Annotated in this window: 13 protein-coding genes; 5 read left to right on the top strand and 8 right to left on the bottom strand. The window is 34.5% G+C overall.

Annotation, left to right across the window (positions count from 1 at the left end):
- The first annotated feature begins 64 nt into the window (after nt 1-64).
- The 4 genes from N5D90_RS10540 to N5D90_RS10525 all read left to right on the top strand — a co-directional run bounded on the left by N5D90_RS10540 (nt 65) and on the right by N5D90_RS10525 (nt 3,958).
- Nucleotides 65-2,044: a urocanate hydratase gene (locus N5D90_RS10540; protein ID WP_280062419.1), complete on the top strand. Its 1,980-nt coding sequence runs from the start codon at nt 65-67 to the stop codon at nt 2,042-2,044.
- A 9-nt stretch (nt 2,045-2,053) separates the two neighbouring features.
- Nucleotides 2,054-2,569: a hypothetical protein gene (locus N5D90_RS10535; protein WP_280062418.1), complete on the top strand. Its 516-nt coding sequence runs from the start codon at nt 2,054-2,056 to the stop codon at nt 2,567-2,569.
- A 210-nt stretch (nt 2,570-2,779) separates the two neighbouring features.
- The gene (locus N5D90_RS10530) at nt 2,780-3,652 is read left to right on the top strand and encodes a pirin family protein (protein ID WP_280062417.1); all 873 of its coding nucleotides are present in this window, start codon (nt 2,780-2,782) and stop codon (nt 3,650-3,652) included.
- A gap of 24 nt (nt 3,653-3,676) precedes the next feature.
- Nucleotides 3,677-3,958: a GNAT family N-acetyltransferase gene (locus N5D90_RS10525; protein WP_180905279.1), complete on the top strand. Its 282-nt coding sequence runs from the start codon at nt 3,677-3,679 to the stop codon at nt 3,956-3,958.
- 78 nt (nt 3,959-4,036) lie between these two features.
- Here N5D90_RS10525 and N5D90_RS10520 read toward each other — a convergent pair whose 3' ends face one another.
- A complete protein-coding gene (locus tag N5D90_RS10520) occupies nt 4,037-5,605 on the bottom strand; it encodes a T9SS type A sorting domain-containing protein (RefSeq protein ID WP_280062416.1) in 1,569 nt (522 codons plus the stop codon).
- Nucleotides 5,606-5,988: 383 nt separating this feature from the next.
- On the opposite strand from N5D90_RS10520, the gene erm reads away from it, so the two are divergent.
- Nucleotides 5,989-6,789 carry a 23S ribosomal RNA methyltransferase Erm gene (gene erm / locus N5D90_RS10515; protein ID WP_280062415.1) on the top strand — a complete coding sequence of 267 codons (801 nt, stop codon included), beginning with the start codon at nt 5,989-5,991 and terminating at the stop codon, nt 6,787-6,789.
- On the opposite strand, the gene N5D90_RS10510 is transcribed toward erm, so the two are convergent.
- The 7 genes from N5D90_RS10510 to N5D90_RS10480 all read right to left on the bottom strand — a co-directional run bounded on the left by N5D90_RS10510 (nt 6,777) and on the right by N5D90_RS10480 (nt 17,443).
- On the bottom strand, nt 6,777-7,076 hold the full coding sequence (locus N5D90_RS10510) for a hypothetical protein (protein ID WP_280062414.1): 300 nt from the start codon (nt 7,074-7,076) through the stop codon (nt 6,777-6,779). The two genes, erm and N5D90_RS10510, sit on opposite strands and share 13 nt — an antisense overlap.
- A gap of 168 nt (nt 7,077-7,244) precedes the next feature.
- On the bottom strand, nt 7,245-8,912 hold the full coding sequence (gene ggt / locus N5D90_RS10505) for a gamma-glutamyltransferase (RefSeq protein WP_280062413.1): 1,668 nt from the start codon (nt 8,910-8,912) through the stop codon (nt 7,245-7,247).
- 76 nt (nt 8,913-8,988) lie between these two features.
- Entirely contained in the window at nt 8,989-11,790 is a 2,802-nt protein-coding gene (locus N5D90_RS10500; RefSeq protein ID WP_280062412.1) for a TonB-dependent receptor, read from the bottom strand.
- A 239-nt stretch (nt 11,791-12,029) separates the two neighbouring features.
- Nucleotides 12,030-15,071, bottom strand: a complete 3,042-nt coding sequence (gene infB / locus N5D90_RS10495) for a translation initiation factor IF-2 (protein WP_280062411.1) — start codon at nt 15,069-15,071, stop codon at nt 12,030-12,032.
- 63 nt (nt 15,072-15,134) lie between these two features.
- The gene (gene nusA / locus N5D90_RS10490) at nt 15,135-16,370 is read right to left on the bottom strand and encodes a transcription termination factor NusA (RefSeq protein WP_038335048.1); all 1,236 of its coding nucleotides are present in this window, start codon (nt 16,368-16,370) and stop codon (nt 15,135-15,137) included.
- 15 nt (nt 16,371-16,385) lie between these two features.
- A complete protein-coding gene (gene rimP / locus N5D90_RS10485; protein ID WP_038335047.1) occupies nt 16,386-16,847 on the bottom strand; it encodes a ribosome assembly cofactor RimP in 462 nt (153 codons plus the stop codon).
- A gap of 110 nt (nt 16,848-16,957) precedes the next feature.
- The gene (locus N5D90_RS10480) at nt 16,958-17,443 is read right to left on the bottom strand and encodes a DUF456 domain-containing protein (RefSeq protein ID WP_038335046.1); all 486 of its coding nucleotides are present in this window, start codon (nt 17,441-17,443) and stop codon (nt 16,958-16,960) included.
- Between the last annotated feature and the right edge of the window lie 55 nt (nt 17,444-17,498).

Raw genomic sequence — 17,498 nt, 5'->3', positions numbered from 1 at the left:
AGAATAACAACAAAAAATCGTAAAACTTATAACGTTTAACGCAAAACATAAAAACACAAAAAAAATGACTTTTCAAGAACAAATAAAACAAGGTATTCCTTCTGTTTTACCTCAAAAAAAAGACAGAAATCCTAACGTAAGTCACGCACCAAAGCGTAAAGAAATATTATCGGAAGACGAAAAAAAATTAGCATTAAAAAATGCGTTACGTTATTTCGAACCAAAAGATCATGCAGAATTAATTCAAGAATTTAAGCAAGAATTAGAAGATTTCGGGCGTATTTATATGTATCGTCTGATGCCAGATTACAAAATTTTTGCTCATCCAATTACAGATTATCCAGGGAATTCGGAACAAGCAAAAGCAATTCAATTAATGATTCAAAATAATTTGGATCACGCAGTTGCTCAACATCCTGAAGAATTGATTACTTATGGAGGAAATGGTGCGGTTTTCCAGAACTGGGCGCAATATCTTTTAACGATGAAATATTTGTCTGAAATGACAGAAGAGCAAACCTTGGTGATGTATTCTGGACATCCGATGGGATTATTTCCTTCACACAAAAATGCACCGCGAGTTGTCGTTACAAATGGAATGGTAATCCCGAATTATTCGAAACCGGATGATTGGGAAAAGATGAATGCACTAGGCGTTTCTCAATACGGGCAAATGACCGCAGGAAGTTATATGTACATTGGTCCGCAAGGAATTGTTCATGGAACAACGATTACCGTTTTGAATGGTTGTCGCAAAATCGATAATGAAGGTACGGCTGGTAAATTATTTGTAACGGCAGGACTTGGTGGAATGTCTGGTGCGCAACCGAAAGCTGGAAATATCGCAGGTGTTGTTTCTGTAACTGCCGAAGTGAATCCTGCTGCGACATACAAACGTCACGAACAAGGTTGGGTCGACGAAGTGATTACTAATTTGGATGAATTGGTTGCTCGTGTGCGCGAAGCCAAAGAAAATAAAGAAGTTGTTTCGATTGCTTATGACGGAAATGTAGTGGATGTATGGGAAAAATTTGACCAAGAAAATCTATACATTGACTTAGGTTCGGATCAAACTTCATTACATAATCCTTGGGCGGGCGGTTATTATCCTGTTGGATTATCATTTGACGAAGCCAATGAAATGATGGCAAACAATCCAGAATTATTTAAAGAAAAAGTACAAGAATCGCTGCGTCGTCATGCAGATTCGGTGAATAAACATACCGCAAAAGGAACGTATTTCTTCGATTATGGAAATGCCTTTTTGTTAGAAGCTTCTCGTGCTGGTGCTGATGTAATGGCAGAAAATAATATCGATTTTAAATATCCTTCGTACGTGCAAGACATTATGGGGCCAATGTGTTTCGATTTTGGATTTGGACCTTTCCGTTGGGTTTGTACATCTGGAAAAGCAGAAGATTTACAAAAAACAGATGAAATTGCTTGCCAAGTTTTAGAGGAAATCATGCAACATTCTCCGATAGAAATTCAGCAACAAATGCAAGATAATATCACGTGGATAAAAGGTGCGCAAGAGAATAAATTGGTTGTAGGTTCGCAAGCACGTATTTTGTATGCAGATGCAGAAGGACGAATTAAAATTGCGAAAGCCTTTAACGATGCAATTGCGAAAGGAGAAATCGGAGCAGTTGTTTTAGGACGCGATCATCATGATGTTTCTGGAACAGATTCTCCTTTCCGTGAAACATCTAATATTTATGATGGCTCAAAATTCACAGCTGATATGGCGATTCACAATGTAATTGGAGACAGTTTCCGAGGCGCTACTTGGGTTTCTATTCACAACGGCGGAGGCGTTGGTTGGGGAGAAGTAATCAATGGAGGTTTCGGAATGTTATTAGACGGATCTTCGGATGCAGAACAACGCCTAAAATCGATGTTACATTGGGATGTGAACAATGGAATTGCTCGTCGTTCTTGGGCAAGAAACGAAGAAGCTATTTTTGCGATAAAACGCGCAATGGAAGAAGAACCATTATTAAAAGTTACTTTACCAAATATCGTTGATGAAAAATTACTATAAATTATACCAATGAAAAAATTAACACTTGTATTATTACTAACGAGTACATTCGCTTTTTGCCAAGAAAAAAATCCTGATGAACAAATTGTTTTAGGAACAACGGCAAGAAGTTTATTTATTAAAAATGGTGAAACCTATAAACTAAACCAATATAAGCAAGTATTTGAAAATCCTAATTCAATAAAATATATTAAAAAGGCTCGTTCAAATAAAACATTCGGAACAATCCTTAGTACAGTTGGAGGGTTTGGAATTGGATTTGGAACAGGAATGTTCATTGCAAATTTAGGTAAAGGAAATAGCCAAAATTCTTATGAAGAGATAACAAGAAAAGGAAATAGGAAATCTGGTTTAATTTATCTTGGAATCGGTTTAGGAATTACAGCTACTTCAATTCCATTATGGACTGGATATAACAAAAATATAAAAAAGGCAGTTGAATTAGAAAATGAAACGACAACTTATTCTAGCTCTTTAAATTTTAGTTTAAACGAGAATGGATATGGGTTAGCTTTTAAATTCTAACTTTTTATTAAAACTATAAAAGCATCTCAATTGAGATGCTTTTATAGTTTTAATAACTTAATGCGATCCTGAAAAGAGTTCAGGATCTTTACTTATATATCTAAAATCATTCATAATCAAGTAAACCACTTCTTAACCTACATCAATATAATCAACTATTTAGCTTCGTAAATTTGTATAACAAAAATAAAAACATAGAAAAAAATCATTATGAATACAAAAAATATAGAAGCAGTAATTGCGCCAAGAGAGCCACATTTTGTAGGAGACGGTTTTAGAGTTCATAACTTCATTCCAAGTGGATATCATCTAGATATGAGAAGAATGGATCCATTTATTATGTTAGATTACAATTCAAAGTTTCATTTTCCAGCAACAGACAAACCAAAAGGTGTTGGCGTGCATCCACATCGCGGTTTCGAAACGGTAACTATTGCTTATGAAGGAAGCGTTTCTCATCACGATAGTTCAGGTGGTGGTGGAACAATTCATCAAGGAGATGTACAATGGATGACAGCAGCTTCTGGTGTTTTACACAAAGAATATCATGCAGAAGAATTTTATAAACAAGGTGGAATTTTTCAAATGGTTCAATTGTGGGTAAATCTTCCTGCAAAGGATAAAATGAGCACTCCAAAATATCAGGCAATTGAACATAAAGATATTCCAACTGTAGAAGTTGAAAATGGTTTTATCGAAGTTATTGCTGGTGAATACAATCAAACAAAAGGTGCTGCATCAACATTTTCTCCTGTTAATATGCTGAATGCAAAATTGAACGAAGGAGGAAAAGCTAATTTTAGTTTTCCTGCAAATTACAATACCGTTTTATTAGTTATTGATGGAGAAGTAAAAGTGAACAACCAAGAAATTGTTCCAACGGATCACTTATTATTGTTTACAAACGAAGGCGAAGATTTCTCAATTGAAGCAACAGAAAATAGTGTGGTATTAATTTTGAGTGGAGAACCTCTTAATGAGCCAATCGCTTCTTATGGTCCTTTTGTGATGAATACACAAGAGCAAATTAGCGAAGCTTTTGAGGATTTTAATAACGGAAAATTTGGTACTTTAGAAGATTAATATACAACTTAAAAAATTAAACTCATGGAAATTAAACAAATTGATGATAAGAAAAATGGTGCTTTTGTTGTTTTAGATGGCGATAAAAAAGCTGGAGAAATGGCTTACGTTTGGGCTGGTAATGATAAAATTATTATCGATCATACAGAGGTTGACGAAGCATATGGTGGACAAGGTGTTGGTAAAAAAGCTTTATTAGCCTTAGTAGATTGGGTGAGAAAAGATAATATAAAAGTAATTCCTTTATGTCCTTTCGCAAAGGCACAGTTTGATAAAAATCCAGAAATTAGAGACGTTTTGTCTTAAAAGTTTCTCTTAGAAATGAAAAAGGAACTCTATTCGAGTTCCTTTTTCATGATTAGTGCTAATTCGTCAAAGATTTATTTAATCTTTGATGATTTTTTTTGTAACAATTCCTTCAGTAGTCTCAATATTTATTATATAAACTCCTTTTGGTAGATGAGAAGCATTAACCTGAGGATTCATTTTATTTAATTGTTTATTGTAAACTTCTTGCCCAGCTATATTAATAATTCTAACATTTTTTACCATTGATTTAGAATCGATTGATAAAATATTTTTAACTGGATTTGGATAGATTTTAAGATCTTTTGAATTTATATCAGACATCCCTAAATTTTCTATAAAATTGATCGAGTAATCTTCACTTTGTCCATAAGCATAAGTAGTAGAACATGGATTATCTGGCACTAATCTATATGTTTTCATAATGCGCATACGTGTTTTACCTAATTTTGCATTATCAGGAAGTGTAATTGATTTTGTAACAGTTTTACCATCTGCTCCTGTAGAACCTGTAATTGCTCCAACATAATATCCTTCAGTATCTGGATTAAAAATTCCATCTTGATTTAAATCAAAATAAACTACAAATTCACTTGTCTCTGCTGTTCCATTTGTATTTCCTGCAACAGTGATATCATAAGTACCTCCTTGTTTCAAATCTGTTGATTGATCTAAAAAATATTCGTTCTCATTTGCTGTCACATAATTTGTAGTTGTATTATCAATCGTACCAATTTTTACTTTTGTAATAGGTTCTACAATCGCCGTAAATCTAGGTGTACAATAAGAATCTTTTACATAAACTTTGAATGATGCAGAATTAATTACCTTACCATCAGTATCCACTAAATTGTAAGCAACCGTAGTTATTCCCATCGGAAATTCACTTCCAGATGGAAATCCATTTACTAAAACTAATTTATAATCTGGACAATCAGATGTTACTTCATAGTTCACTATAGAAGAAATATCTCCTAATTTTGATTGTATTTGAATATCAGATGGAACATTAATATTACATTCTTTTGTATCGAAGTAACCATTTAATTTCAATATCCACCCTGGAACAAGATTTCCATTTCCTATTTCATTTCCTCCGATAAAATCTCCATTTTCAGAAATAACATTTGCCGATCCTAATTTGCCTCCTGGAATTGTAATTTCAAGCCCTTGTTCTATCATCAAGTCTTTAATTAACTTAGGTTGGTCACCAAAAGATTTGTGATAAATAATTGCATCACGATCTGAAACCATATTTTGTGCATATCCAACCATTATTCCATTAGATGAATATAAAAAAGTACCTGTTCTATAACCTGCTGGTAAATCGAAAATCTTATATTCTTTTGTATTTAAGTTGTACATAAAAGGTTTTAAACCTATTTCTCCTACAACAATTCCTTTATCGTCGATATGCCAAATATGGTTATTAACTGGCTCAGAAATTTCTGATAAAATAATCTCTACTGGTTTGTTAGGTTTCATTACACCTAATTCTCTAAACGTTCCATTTAGATAAGCATCCACCCATCCTACAGTTGTACCATCATTATTTACACTATAACCCGCTCCATATTTATAATCTTTAGGTAACAAGTTTACTATTTCTTTTGTTTGTATATCATAAACAAATGGAACAGATTTCATTTGCCCTGTTATATATCGCCCATTATTACTAATTGAATAAACTGTTACAACATCACTTTTTGTTAAATCAGAAAAAACAGATGTAGGAATCCAATCAGAAGTTCCGTTTAATTTATAAACAGGTGTAACAAGGTCATTTATTTTGCTTGTACCTACAATATCACCCTTTTCGTTTCTCAGCTATACGCAGGCAGGGGTTTTAACCACTGAACTTCCTACGAAGAACTGAACTTCAAATTTACCATTTTCCTGTCTTACGAAGCACGAACCCCCTGCTTGCGTATAGGTGATGTTATGCGGTCGGCTTTCATTTTCTCTTCTTTCTCGTTAATTTGTCAAGCAAAGTTACTAAATTTGCCGTTGTATAATTATAAAAGAATATAATGACAAAAAAGAAATTGCCCGTTCGTTTTACGGGTCAGCACTTTACTATTGACAAAGTGCTTATTAAAGATGCAATAAAAGAATCAAATATAAATCAACACGATACAGTTTTAGATATTGGAGCTGGCAAAGGCTTTCTAACTGTCCACCTCTTAAAAAATGTCAATAAAGTTATTGCCATTGAAAACGATGTTGCATTAAGTCAACATTTGAGTAAAAAATTTATTAACTCTCAAAACGTTCAAGTGGTTAGATGTGATTTTAGAAATTTTGTAGTTCCAAAAGTTCCTTTTAAGGTAGTTTCGAATATTCCTTTCAGTATTACATCTGATATTTTCAAAATTCTGATGTTTGAGAATGTAAAATATTTTCTTGGCGGTTCGATTATTCTTCAGTCAGAACCTGCAAAAAAAATGTTTTCAAGTAAGGTTTATAACCCATTGACAGTACTTTATCATACCTATTATGATTTGAAATTCCTGTATGAGATAAATCCTGAAAGTTTTTTGCCACCACCAACTGTCAAATCAGCACTTTTGAGAATTGAAAGAAAACAGAATTCATTAGATATTGGGCTTAAGGTTAAGTACTTAAATTTTGTTTCGTATATGTTACAAAAACCTGATTTAACAGTTAAAACAGCTATGAAGTCTATTTTTAGAAAAAAACAAGTTAGGTCAATTTCAGAAAAGTTTGGAGTTGACCTTAATTCCAAAATTGTCTGTTTGTCTGCAAAACAATGGAAAAATTGTTTTTTAGAAATGCTCAAAGTTGTTCCTGAAAAATTTCATCCTTCATAACTATACTGTAGATGTTTTTTAGATTTTCTGTGGAGCAATGATGCTTTTTTTAGCTGACGCACAACGTTCATATTTGCGTAACTGATGATACCAGTATCTATTTTAACAAATGAATTTGTTGCGTAATTATATGTATATCCAATAAGAGCCGCATTTCCACCATTTGATATACCTCTAACCGCAGTTCTTGGATCATTCAATGATCTAAATTCCATCTTTTGAGCAAATACGCCAGAAGACAGTAATAATAGAGCTAACAACTTTTCTAAAGTAAAATATTTTCTCATGTTTTAATAATTTATTTCAAATGAAAGCAAATATTTAAAAAAAACACAATACAGATATATTAATATTCATGAATTTCAAATCAATTTTCCGAATAAATAAAATTTAAAACACTAATAATCTGAAACATACATAAATAATAATTTTTTAAAGCTTACGATTTTCATTTCTTAATATCCCACCGCTTTGTCATCTCCTCGTGGATCTGCACCTGCTTGGTATGTTTTGTCAGAGTTCACTAGAATCCCTTCTACACGTCCGTAAGGTTTACGCTCTTTCAATGTATAACCTTTTTGTTTTAAAGATTCGCGAACGTTTTCTGAAATTGCATTTGGTTCATAATCGATTTGATCTGGTAACCATTGATGATGAAATCTTGGTGCTGCAACAGCTTCTTGCATCGTCATTCCGAAATCAACAACATTCAAAATTGCTTGAAAAACAGACGTAATAATTGTAGAACCACCTGGTGTTCCCACAACCATAAACAATTTACCATCTTTCTCTAAAATAGAAGGCGTCATCGAGCTTAACATTCTTTTCGAAGGCTCTATCGCATTGGCTTTTCCTCCAACCAAACCATACAAATTTGGTGTACCTGGTTTTACAGAAAAATCATCCATTTCATCATTCAACAAAAATCCTGCACCTTCTACAACAACCAAAGATCCGTACGAATTATTCAAAGTAGTCGTTACAGAAGCTGCATTTCCATCTTTATCAACAATTACATAATGCGTCGTTTCCATCGATTCTTTACCGATTATTTTTCCTGCTTTGATTGCTGAACTTGGTGTTGCTTTGTCAAACGAAAAATCTTTCATTCGATTCACATTATAACTTTTATCCAACAACTGTTTTTGCGGAACTTTTATAAAATCTGGATCACCTAAATGCTCTGCGCGATCAGCATAAACGCGACGCTCTGCTTCTACCATCACTTGAATTGTAGAATCTGCCTGAAATCCCCATTTATTAATTGGATAATCTTCGATTGATTGAAATAACGAAACCAATGCAATTCCTCCACTTGAAGGCGGCGGCATCGAAATCACTTTAAGACCTTTATAATTTCCAGAAACTGGCGTTCTCCAAACTGATTGATATTCTTTTAAATCTTCGTGCGAAATAATTCCGTTTCCACGTTTCATTTCTTTGACAATTAAATCAGCTGTTTTTCCTTCATAAAAACCAGCTCGACCTTTTTGCTGAATTAATTTTAACGTATTAGCTAAATCTTTCTGAATTAGTAAATCTCCTTCTTTCCAAGATGATTTAGAGGTTAAAGCATTCGTTTTTGAATTATATTTTACAAAATCATTGTGCTTATTTGTCAGTTCGCTCGCTTGTTGCTTTGTTATTTTAAATCCTTTTTGAGCTAAATTAATAGCTGGCTGAACTAATTCTTTCCAATTTAATTTACCATATTTTTCATGCGCTTTCACCATTCCGTCGACTGTTCCAGGAACACCTGCAGCAAATTGTCCATACAAACTAAGATCAGTAATTGCATTGCCATTTTTGTCCCAATACATATCTTCACTCGCTTTCAAAGGTGCTTTTTCACGATAATCTAACGCATCTGTCTTCCCTTTTGCATCGCGATAAACCAAAAATCCGCCGCCACCAATATTTCCTGCATTTGGATAAACAACCGCCAACGCAAACTGAACCGCAATAGAAGCGTCAATCGCATTTCCTCCTTTTTTCAGAATTTCAACTCCAACTTTTGAAGCTTCGGGATGAGCTGTTACAACAACTCCATTTTTGTAAGATTCTTGCGCATTCAGCTGAATAATCGCGAAGAATGAGACTATAATAAATGATATTTTTTTCATAAAATCGATTTAAACAAAAATACCAAACCTCCATCAATTAAGACAAAGATTTGGTAAAACATATAAACTATTTAAATTATAAACTTAATGATAAACGAGCAAAAGCAAAACGTCCTCCAGTTCCGAATTGTTGTCCAGTACGTGAATACACGAAATATCCTGCTCCTCTATTTCCTCCAATTTTCGTTTCATCAGGATAAATATCAAACAAATTATTTGCACCGATTGTTAACGAAATATTTTTGTTGAAAGCATAGCCAAAACTCAAATCTGTTACAACTTTTCCACTAAATGTTTGCGATTCTGCCACCGTATTTGTCGCCGCATCAACCTCTCCGAAATATACATTTCTTAAATAAACATTCCATTTATCCAATGAATAATTCAGGGATAAATTGATTTTTGTGCGAGGAATAGCTGATTCTAAATAAATACGACTCGAACGATCAAAATAAGTAGACTCTTTTCCTTTCAATAAATCCGAAGCATGAACATCGCCCACAACATTTGTTTTACTAAAAGTCGCCGATAAATCTCCACGTAATTTCCCTGCGCCTAAACGATCTTGATACGTTAAAACAACATCTATTCCTTTCGTTTCGGTATCAATTGCATTGGCAAAGAAACGCGCCGAAGTTGCATTTGCTTGTTGCAATAATTCGTAAATCTCTTTGTCTTGAGCTGATGCATTTGCTGCATTACTTCCTGTGAAAGATCCTGTGTAAATGATTCGGTCATCAATTCTGATGAAATATCCATCAACACTCAATTTGAATTTTCCCCAATTTGCCGTTGCTCCAGCCGAAACTGATTTCGATTTCTCTTCGTTCAATTGTGGAATTCCTAATAATTTCGCAGCGCGACTATCATTTGTAAAAGTTCCTGAATTAGAAATTGCTCCATCTAAGAATAAACTTGAAGTTGCGCTAAAATATAATTGATGTAAAGATGGTGCTCTAAATCCTGTACTTGCAGCCGCTCTCAACACATAGTTTCCTAATTTGTATCGAGTCGAAATTTTTCCATTTAACGTTGATCCAAAATCTGAATAATCTTCGTAACGTAACGCAGCAGCTACTAAGAAATCTTTCGTAAAATTAAATTCAGTATCTAAATACGCCGCAACAGAATGACGATTCGCATTGACTTCGTTCGCTGGTAAAAAACCAGGAAAAGCTTGCGCTCCACCTGCTAAAGCAGTACCATTTGCAGCAAATAAAGTATTGATATTTCCATTAAAATCTTGTACATAAATTGGCTTTCCATTTCCGTCTACACCAATTTGACGAACTTTACCATAATTCGCATAAGATGCTTCTTCGCCTCCTACAATTTGATAATTTTCATAACGAAATTCTGCACCAAACGCGACATTAATTCCAGCTAAAACATCATCAAAAAAACGTGTAAAATCTAGGTTGGTTGTATTCTGCGTAAAACGATATCCACCAGCTTCAAAAGATGTTGGCGAAGATTCTTTCATCGATGCGTTAACTGTATTTTTGACTCCAAAATCGATGGTATTATTTCCGTATGTATTCGAAAAATCAACTTTCCAACCGTTAATTTCACTACGAATTCCCGCTGCTAAAGAGCGATCGTAATTATTAGTTTGAATTAATGGTAAAAATCCATTTGGATAAATTGACGCTACTGTTTGATGTAACTGAGCAGGCTGACGACGAAAAGCCGCCGATTCACCCAAACGATAATTTAATCCTCCAAATGCATAAATTTCGGTTTTATCTAAAACTGGAAAAAGTGAGTTTATAAAAATTGCTCCTCCTTCATTTTTTGATTGTCCAATGCGCGAAACATAATCAGCTCGCGTTTCTCCACGACGGGCTAATTCCTCCTCTGAAATATCTTTTCCAGTTGGATTTGGATATAAATCTGGTCGATTATAATCTGAGAAAATTGTTCCTGTAAATTCTTTTTGACGATTGAATGGTTGACGTTTGTCGTAAGAACCTGCAACATTTACAAATCCTCCTTTTTCACCCACTTTTACACCATAATTTACATTCGCTTGAAAAGTTTCACCATCAAAATTATCTTCTGCATTTTTCGAAAGATTTCCTCCATACGAAATTGACGCACGTAGTTTATCTGTCGAATCTTCCAAGACAATATTAATCACACCTGCAATCGCATCAGAACCATATTGAGCAGCGGCTCCATCTCGAAGAATTTCAATTCTTTTGATCGCAGAAGTTGGAATCGCATTCAAATCTGTACCAACAGAACCTTTACCAAACGAACCATTAATATTAACCAATGATGTTGTATGACGACGCTTTCCGTTAATCAAAACCAATACTTGATCTGGTCCTAAACCGCGCAAAGAAGCAGGATCGATGTGATCTGTTCCATCAGAAATAACTTGCGTATTCGAGCTAAAAGATGGCGCAACATAATTTAAGATTTGATTCAACGAAACTTGTCCTACATCTTTTGTCACCTCTTTAATATCTATCACATCAACTGGCGTTGAAGAATCTAATTGTGTACGTCCAACTGCTCGCGAACCAATCAAAACGACTTCGCTAAGATCAGTATCCGAATTGATTGATTGCAAAAAGAAATCTAAAGAAACTTCATTTTCATCAAGCACATTAATCGTTTGCGTCGTTGTTGGCTCACCTATTTTTGAAACAATAATTTCATACTTCCCAGGCTCTAACGTTAATTGATATAAACCATCTGCATCTGTTATCGTCGTAATATTTGTTCCTTTTACATTAACCGTTGCTTGATCGATTGGTCCATTTACATCTTCAACCGTACCTGTGACTTTGGTTTGGGCAAATAAAAATGTTCCGCCGAAAAGAGCAGTTAGAAAAAATATTTTTTTGAGTGAGTATAATTTCTTGTTCATATTTACAATTTTAAAAGTCTAGCAAATTTATAGACTTTATAGAATATAAAACAAGTCGTTTTTAAATAAAATAAAAGAAAACTTTAAATTAATGTTAAACAGAGATTCTATTCTGAAAATAAGATTAATAATAGAATATAATTCTATATAACAAGTAGAGTATTGATTTTTATTAAATAAAATTTCATAAAAAAAGGAGCTCAAATTGAGCTCCTTTTAAAATATTTGTTGAGAATTGATTATTTCAATTTCTTTTTAACCTCTACAGTTTCGTAAGCTTCGATAATGTCACCTACTTGAATATCATTGAAGTTTTTGATGTTAAGACCACATTCGTAACCTTTACTAACTTCTTTCACGTCATCTTTGAAACGTTTCAATGAAGCTAATTCACCATCGTGGATCACAACTCCGTCACGAATGATACGAATACTAGAGTTTCTGTAAACTTTACCGTCTAAGACCATACATCCAGCAATAGTACCAACTTTCGTTACTTTGAATGTTTCACGAACTTCAATATTACCAGTTACTTGCTCTTTCAACTCTGGAGATAACATACCTTCCATCGCTTCTTTAATCTCTTCGATCGCAGCATAGATAATTGAGTAAGTTCTAATTTCAACTTCTTCTTTTTCTGCAATATCACGAGCAGATCCACCAGGACGAACATTAAATCCGATAATAATCGCATCTGAAGCAGAAGCTAATAATACGTCAGATTCTGTAATTTGTCCAACTCCTTTGTGTAAGATGTTAACAATAATTTCTTCTGTCGAAAGTTTTTGTAAAGAGTCTGTTAATGCTTCTACAGAACCATCCACGTCCCCTTTCAAGATAATATTCAACTCTTTGAAATCTCCTAAAGCGATACGACGTCCAATCTCATCAAGTGTGATGTGTTTTTGTGTACGAATAGTTTGCTCACGTTGTAATTGATCTCTACGAGTTGCAATTTGTTTCGCTTCGCGTTCGTCTTCGTAAACTTTGAACTTATCACCTGCAGTTGGCGCACCTGCTAATCCTAATATTGTAACTGGTGTTGATGGTCCAGCAACTTTGATATTGTTACCACGCTCATCTAACATTGCACGAACTTTACCATGGTGAGATCCTGCTAATACATAATCTCCGATGTGTAATGTACCTGTTTGTACAATAATTGTCGAAACATATCCACGTCCTTTGTCTAATGCAGCTTCTACAACTGTACCAGAAGCTTTACGTTTTGGATTTGCTTTAAGGTCTAATACCTCAGCTTCTAATAATACTTTTTCTAATAAATCTTCTACTCCTAAACCAGATTTAGCCGAAATTTCTTGAGATTGGTAAGTACCACCCCAGTCTTCAACTAATAAGTTCATTTGAGCTAATTGCTCTTTTACTTTTTCTGGATTAGCTGCTGGTTTATCAACTTTGTTGATTGCGAATACCATTGGTACTCCAGCTGCTTGAGCGTGAGAAATTGCTTCACGTGTTTGTGGCATGATTTGGTCATCGGCCGCAATCACGATAATTGCAATATCCGTTACCTGAGCACCACGAGCACGCATCGCTGTAAAGGCCTCGTGACCTGGTGTATCTAAGAACGCTACACGTTTACCACTTGGCAATGTTACGTTGTACGCACCAATGTGTTGTGTAATACCTCCAGACTCACCAGCAATTACGTTTGCTTTACGAATATAATCTAATAAAGATGTTTTACCGTGGTCAACGTGTCCCATTACAGTTACGATTGGCGCACGAGTTACTAAATCTTCTTCGTTATCGATTTCTTCTTCTTCAGTTGAGATTTCTTCTTCAGCATTAGCAAATACTGCTTCGAATCCGAAATCATCTGCAACTAATTGAATTGTATCCGCTTCAAGACGTTGGTTCATGGTAACCATGATTCCCAATGACATACATGCAGAGATAACTTCTGTAACAGAAACATCCATTAACGAAGCTAATTCGTTAACCGTTACAAATTCTGTTACGTGTAAAGTTTTGTCCATGTCCATTGCTTCTTGCTCTTGCTCAGCAAACTCACGACGTTCTTTACGTTTGTCTCTTCTGTGTTTAGCCCCTTTAGATCCTTTTCCTTTATTAGTAAGTTTATCTAAAGTGTCTTTAATTTGTTTTTTAACATCTTCGTCAGAAAGTTCTACTTGAGGAACTCTTGGTCCACGATTGTTTCCACCTCTAAAGTTTCCACCACCTTGACGATTACCACCTTGTCCGCCTTGACGATTTCCGCCTTGACCTCCTGGGCGATTTCCACCTTGTCCTTGACCACCTTGACGGTTGTTATTATTTCCTCCTCCGTGGTTGTTATTACCACCTTGACGATTGTTATTGTTTCCTCCGTTTTCTCCAGCTTTTGCTACATCTTCTGGTTTAACGTTTTTCTGGATACGTTTGCGCTTTTTCTTGTCAGCAGCGTTATTAGCACCTTTTTGATTCCCTTTTTTATCGTCAGTTTTTTTCTTATCAAATTTAGATAAGTCAATCTTTGCACCTGTAAAATTAGGTCCATCTAATTTTGTGTAGACAGTTTCAATTTTTTGAGGTTCAACTGCTGCTACTTCTTCAATCTCTTCTTTCTTCACTTCAGGCTTCGCTTCCGTTTTTATTTCAGGCTTTTTAACCTCTTCCACCTTTTTAGGTTCTTCTTTCTTCACCTCTTTTTTAACTTCCGCCTTCGGTGCTTCCGCCTTTTTAGGTTCTGCTTGCTCTTTTTTAGGAGCTGGAGAATCTTGCTTTTTAGGTTTACCTGTATTATTTATTTTATCAAGATCAATAACTTTAATCACTTTTGGTCCTTTCGTTTCCTCTTTTGATTCAGTTTTTGGTTCAGCTTTTGGAGCTTCCTCTTTCTTGATTTCTTCTTTCTTCACCTCTTCTTTTACCGCAGTTTTTTCTACTTTGGCTTTAGGTTTCAAAGCATCTAAGTCTATTTTTCCAACAGTCTTTGGTCCTTCCAATTCAACTTTCGTCGTTTCAATGATTTCAGGTTTCTTTTCTACTGGTTTTTCAGTTGCAGCTTTTGCTTCTGCTTCTTTTTTCTCAGCGGCTTTGATATCTGAAATTTTGTTAATGACTACTTCACCGGAAGCTTGCTTTTGTTTAGCATCAGATCGGAACTCATTAACTAAAATATCGTAAGTTGGCACATCGATTTTAGAGTTCGGATTTTTTTCTACTGTTGTACCCTTCCCTTCTAAAAAATCAACAGCTCTATCTATTGATATATTTAATTCTTTTAATACTTTACTTAATCTTATTGTTTCCGACATATGAAGCTAATCTCTTATTTTAATGTTTGCAAATGTATGAATTGTTTATGACTTGAGTATGAATTAATCTTCAAACTCTTCTTTTAACACACGGATTACGTCTAAGATCGTCTCTTCTTCTAAATCCGTACGTTTGATTAAATCATCAACATCTTGTTCTAAAATACTTTTGGCAGTATCTAACCCGATAGCACTAAATGCTTCGATTACCCATGCATCGATTTCGTCTGAGAATTCTGATAATTCTACGTCTTCGTCTTGGGCTCCTTCTCTGAAAATATCAATTTCCATTCCAACTAATTTAGAAGCTAAACGAACATTGTAACCTCCTTTACCAATTGCTTTCGAAACTTCGTCTGCATTTACGTAAACTAAGGCTTTGTTTTCTTCTTCATTAATTTCGATATTCGAAATTTTCGCTGGGCTTAAAGCGCGTTGAATAAACAAACTCATGTTGTTTGTGTAGTTGATTACGTCGATATTCTCGTTACGTAATTCGCGTACAATTGAATGGATACGAGATCCTTTCATTCCGACACAAGCTCCTACTGGATCGATACGATCGTCGTAAGATTCTACTGCAACTTTTGCTTTATCTCCAGGGATACGAACTACATTTTTGATTGTAATTAATCCGTCTAAAATTTCAGGAATTTCTTGTTCAAATAATTTCTCTAAGAATTTTGGTGATGTTCTAGATAAAATAATTTGAGGTTTTGCTCCTCTTAATTTTACGTCATCTACAACTGCACGTAATGTATCTCCTTTTCTGAAAAAATCTGATGGTATTTGATTTTCTTTTGGTAAAATCATTTCGTTTTGTTCGTCATCCATAATAATCACTTGTTTGTGACGTACATAGTGGATTTCTCCCGAAACTACTTCTCCAATTAAACCTTTAAATTTTTCGTATAAATTAGAATTATCATGCTCCATTACTTTAGAAACCAATGTTTGGCGTAATGTTAAAATCGCACGACGACCTAATGCTTCGATCGGAATTTTTTCCGATACTTCTTCACCTACTTCAAAATCTGGCTCAATTTTACGTGCTTCAGATAATTCGATATCTGTTGCGTCGTCTTCTGAGAAACCGTCTTCTACAACGATACGGTTGTGCCAAATCTCTAAGTCTCCTTTATCAGGATTTACAATAATATCAAAGTTATCATCTGTACCATATTTCTTTTTCAAAACACTTTTCAGGGTTTCTTCTAAGATTGCCATCAGCGTAATACGGTCGATGTTCTTATCGTCTTTAAAATCTCCAAAAGATTCAATTAATGCAAGATTGTCCATTAAACTTTAATTTTTTTAAAAGGTGACTTTTATAATCGCTTTCTTGATGTCAGCGTAATTTATTTTTTCTTCGTGTTCTACTGTAATTTTTCCTTTTCCTACAGGTTTTGGTTCGCGCGCTTCCCAAAAAATTGTAACACCTTCTTCATCGGCTTCTACAATTTCGCCTTCCACCACTTTGTCGCTTAATGTAGCTTCTAAAGTTCTTCCTACATTTTTGGCAAATTGGCGTGGCATGGTTAGGTTACTTCCTACACCAGGAGAGGAAACCTCTAATGCAAAATCACATTCTTCTCTATCAAGATTGTGCTCTACATGTCGACTTATTCTTACAATTTCTTCGACTGAAAGACCTTCGTCTCCATCTGCTAAAATTACAATTTTATCATCTGGAGTGATTTTCCAATCGATAAGAAACAATGACGGATTTTCCGCAATTGCTTCGTCTATCAGCTGTTTTACTTTACTTGAATCCATATACAACGAAAAAGAGAGCTATAACCAGCCCTCCTCCATTTATTCCTTTAAATTCTTTGCAAATATAGGTCATTTTTTTTTATTGACCTAATTTCAACCATTTAATCTGATTAATTCATCAGTTGATATACAAATATTCCGATAAAGATTAACGTTAATATAATGTCGTAACCTGTTGTCAAAATAAATCCTACAAAAGATCCGAAAGCAGATTTTAAAGCAACCTTGGGCGAAGCCGCAGTAAAAATTAATTCGCCTAATAACGCTCCCAAAAAAGGTCCTACGATAAAACCGATTGGTGGAAAAAATAATCCGATGATTAATCCGACAATAGATCCCCAAATTCCGTATTTGGTTCCGCCTAATTTTTTGGTCATATATGCAGGCAGTAAATAATCTAAAAGCGCACCTAATAACACAAAAAGTCCTGCAATAATTATCGTTCCCCAATTGTAACTACAATCACCACTAAATTTAAAAACTAATAATCCGACCAATGCCAAAGGTGCTCCTGGTAAAACTGGCAAAACAGTTCCGACCAAACCAACAACCAATAAAATTCCACTAATAAGATTTAGTATACTATCGTTATCCATTATTTTAGTATTTTTAAAACTGTAACTTTGCACAAACAAATCTATTTAAACTCAA

This window comes from Empedobacter sp. GD03797, assembly GCF_029842105.1.
GTDB lineage: Bacteria > Bacteroidota > Bacteroidia > Flavobacteriales > Weeksellaceae > Empedobacter > Empedobacter falsenii_C.
Note: the sequence above shows the minus strand (reverse complement) of the source record. Positions and strands in the feature narration are given on the sequence as shown.

What these genes read in the sequence shown, in the direction of transcription:
- N5D90_RS10540 (WP_280062419.1), top strand. Translation starts at nt 65, where the DNA reads ATGACTTTTCAAGAACAAATAAAACAAGGTATTCCTTCTGTTTTACCT.
- N5D90_RS10530 (WP_280062417.1), top strand. Translation starts at nt 2,780, where the DNA reads ATGAATACAAAAAATATAGAAGCAGTAATTGCGCCAAGAGAGCCACAT.
- N5D90_RS10535 (WP_280062418.1), top strand. Translation starts at nt 2,054, where the DNA reads ATGAAAAAATTAACACTTGTATTATTACTAACGAGTACATTCGCTTTT.
- N5D90_RS10520 (WP_280062416.1), bottom strand. Translation starts at nt 5,605, where the DNA reads ATGAAATCTGTTCCATTTGTTTATGATATACAAACAAAAGAAATAGTA.
- N5D90_RS10510 (WP_280062414.1), bottom strand. Translation starts at nt 7,076, where the DNA reads ATGAGAAAATATTTTACTTTAGAAAAGTTGTTAGCTCTATTATTACTG.
- ggt (WP_280062413.1), bottom strand. Translation starts at nt 8,912, where the DNA reads ATGAAAAAAATATCATTTATTATAGTCTCATTCTTCGCGATTATTCAG.
- nusA (WP_038335048.1), bottom strand. Translation starts at nt 16,370, where the DNA reads ATGGACAATCTTGCATTAATTGAATCTTTTGGAGATTTTAAAGACGAT.
- N5D90_RS10500 (WP_280062412.1), bottom strand. Translation starts at nt 11,790, where the DNA reads ATGAACAAGAAATTATACTCACTCAAAAAAATATTTTTTCTAACTGCT.
- erm (WP_280062415.1), top strand. Translation starts at nt 5,989, where the DNA reads ATGACAAAAAAGAAATTGCCCGTTCGTTTTACGGGTCAGCACTTTACT.
- rimP (WP_038335047.1), bottom strand. Translation starts at nt 16,847, where the DNA reads ATGGATTCAAGTAAAGTAAAACAGCTGATAGACGAAGCAATTGCGGAA.
- infB (WP_280062411.1), bottom strand. Translation starts at nt 15,071, where the DNA reads ATGTCGGAAACAATAAGATTAAGTAAAGTATTAAAAGAATTAAATATA.
- N5D90_RS10480 (WP_038335046.1), bottom strand. Translation starts at nt 17,443, where the DNA reads ATGGATAACGATAGTATACTAAATCTTATTAGTGGAATTTTATTGGTT.
- N5D90_RS10525 (WP_180905279.1), top strand. Translation starts at nt 3,677, where the DNA reads ATGGAAATTAAACAAATTGATGATAAGAAAAATGGTGCTTTTGTTGTT.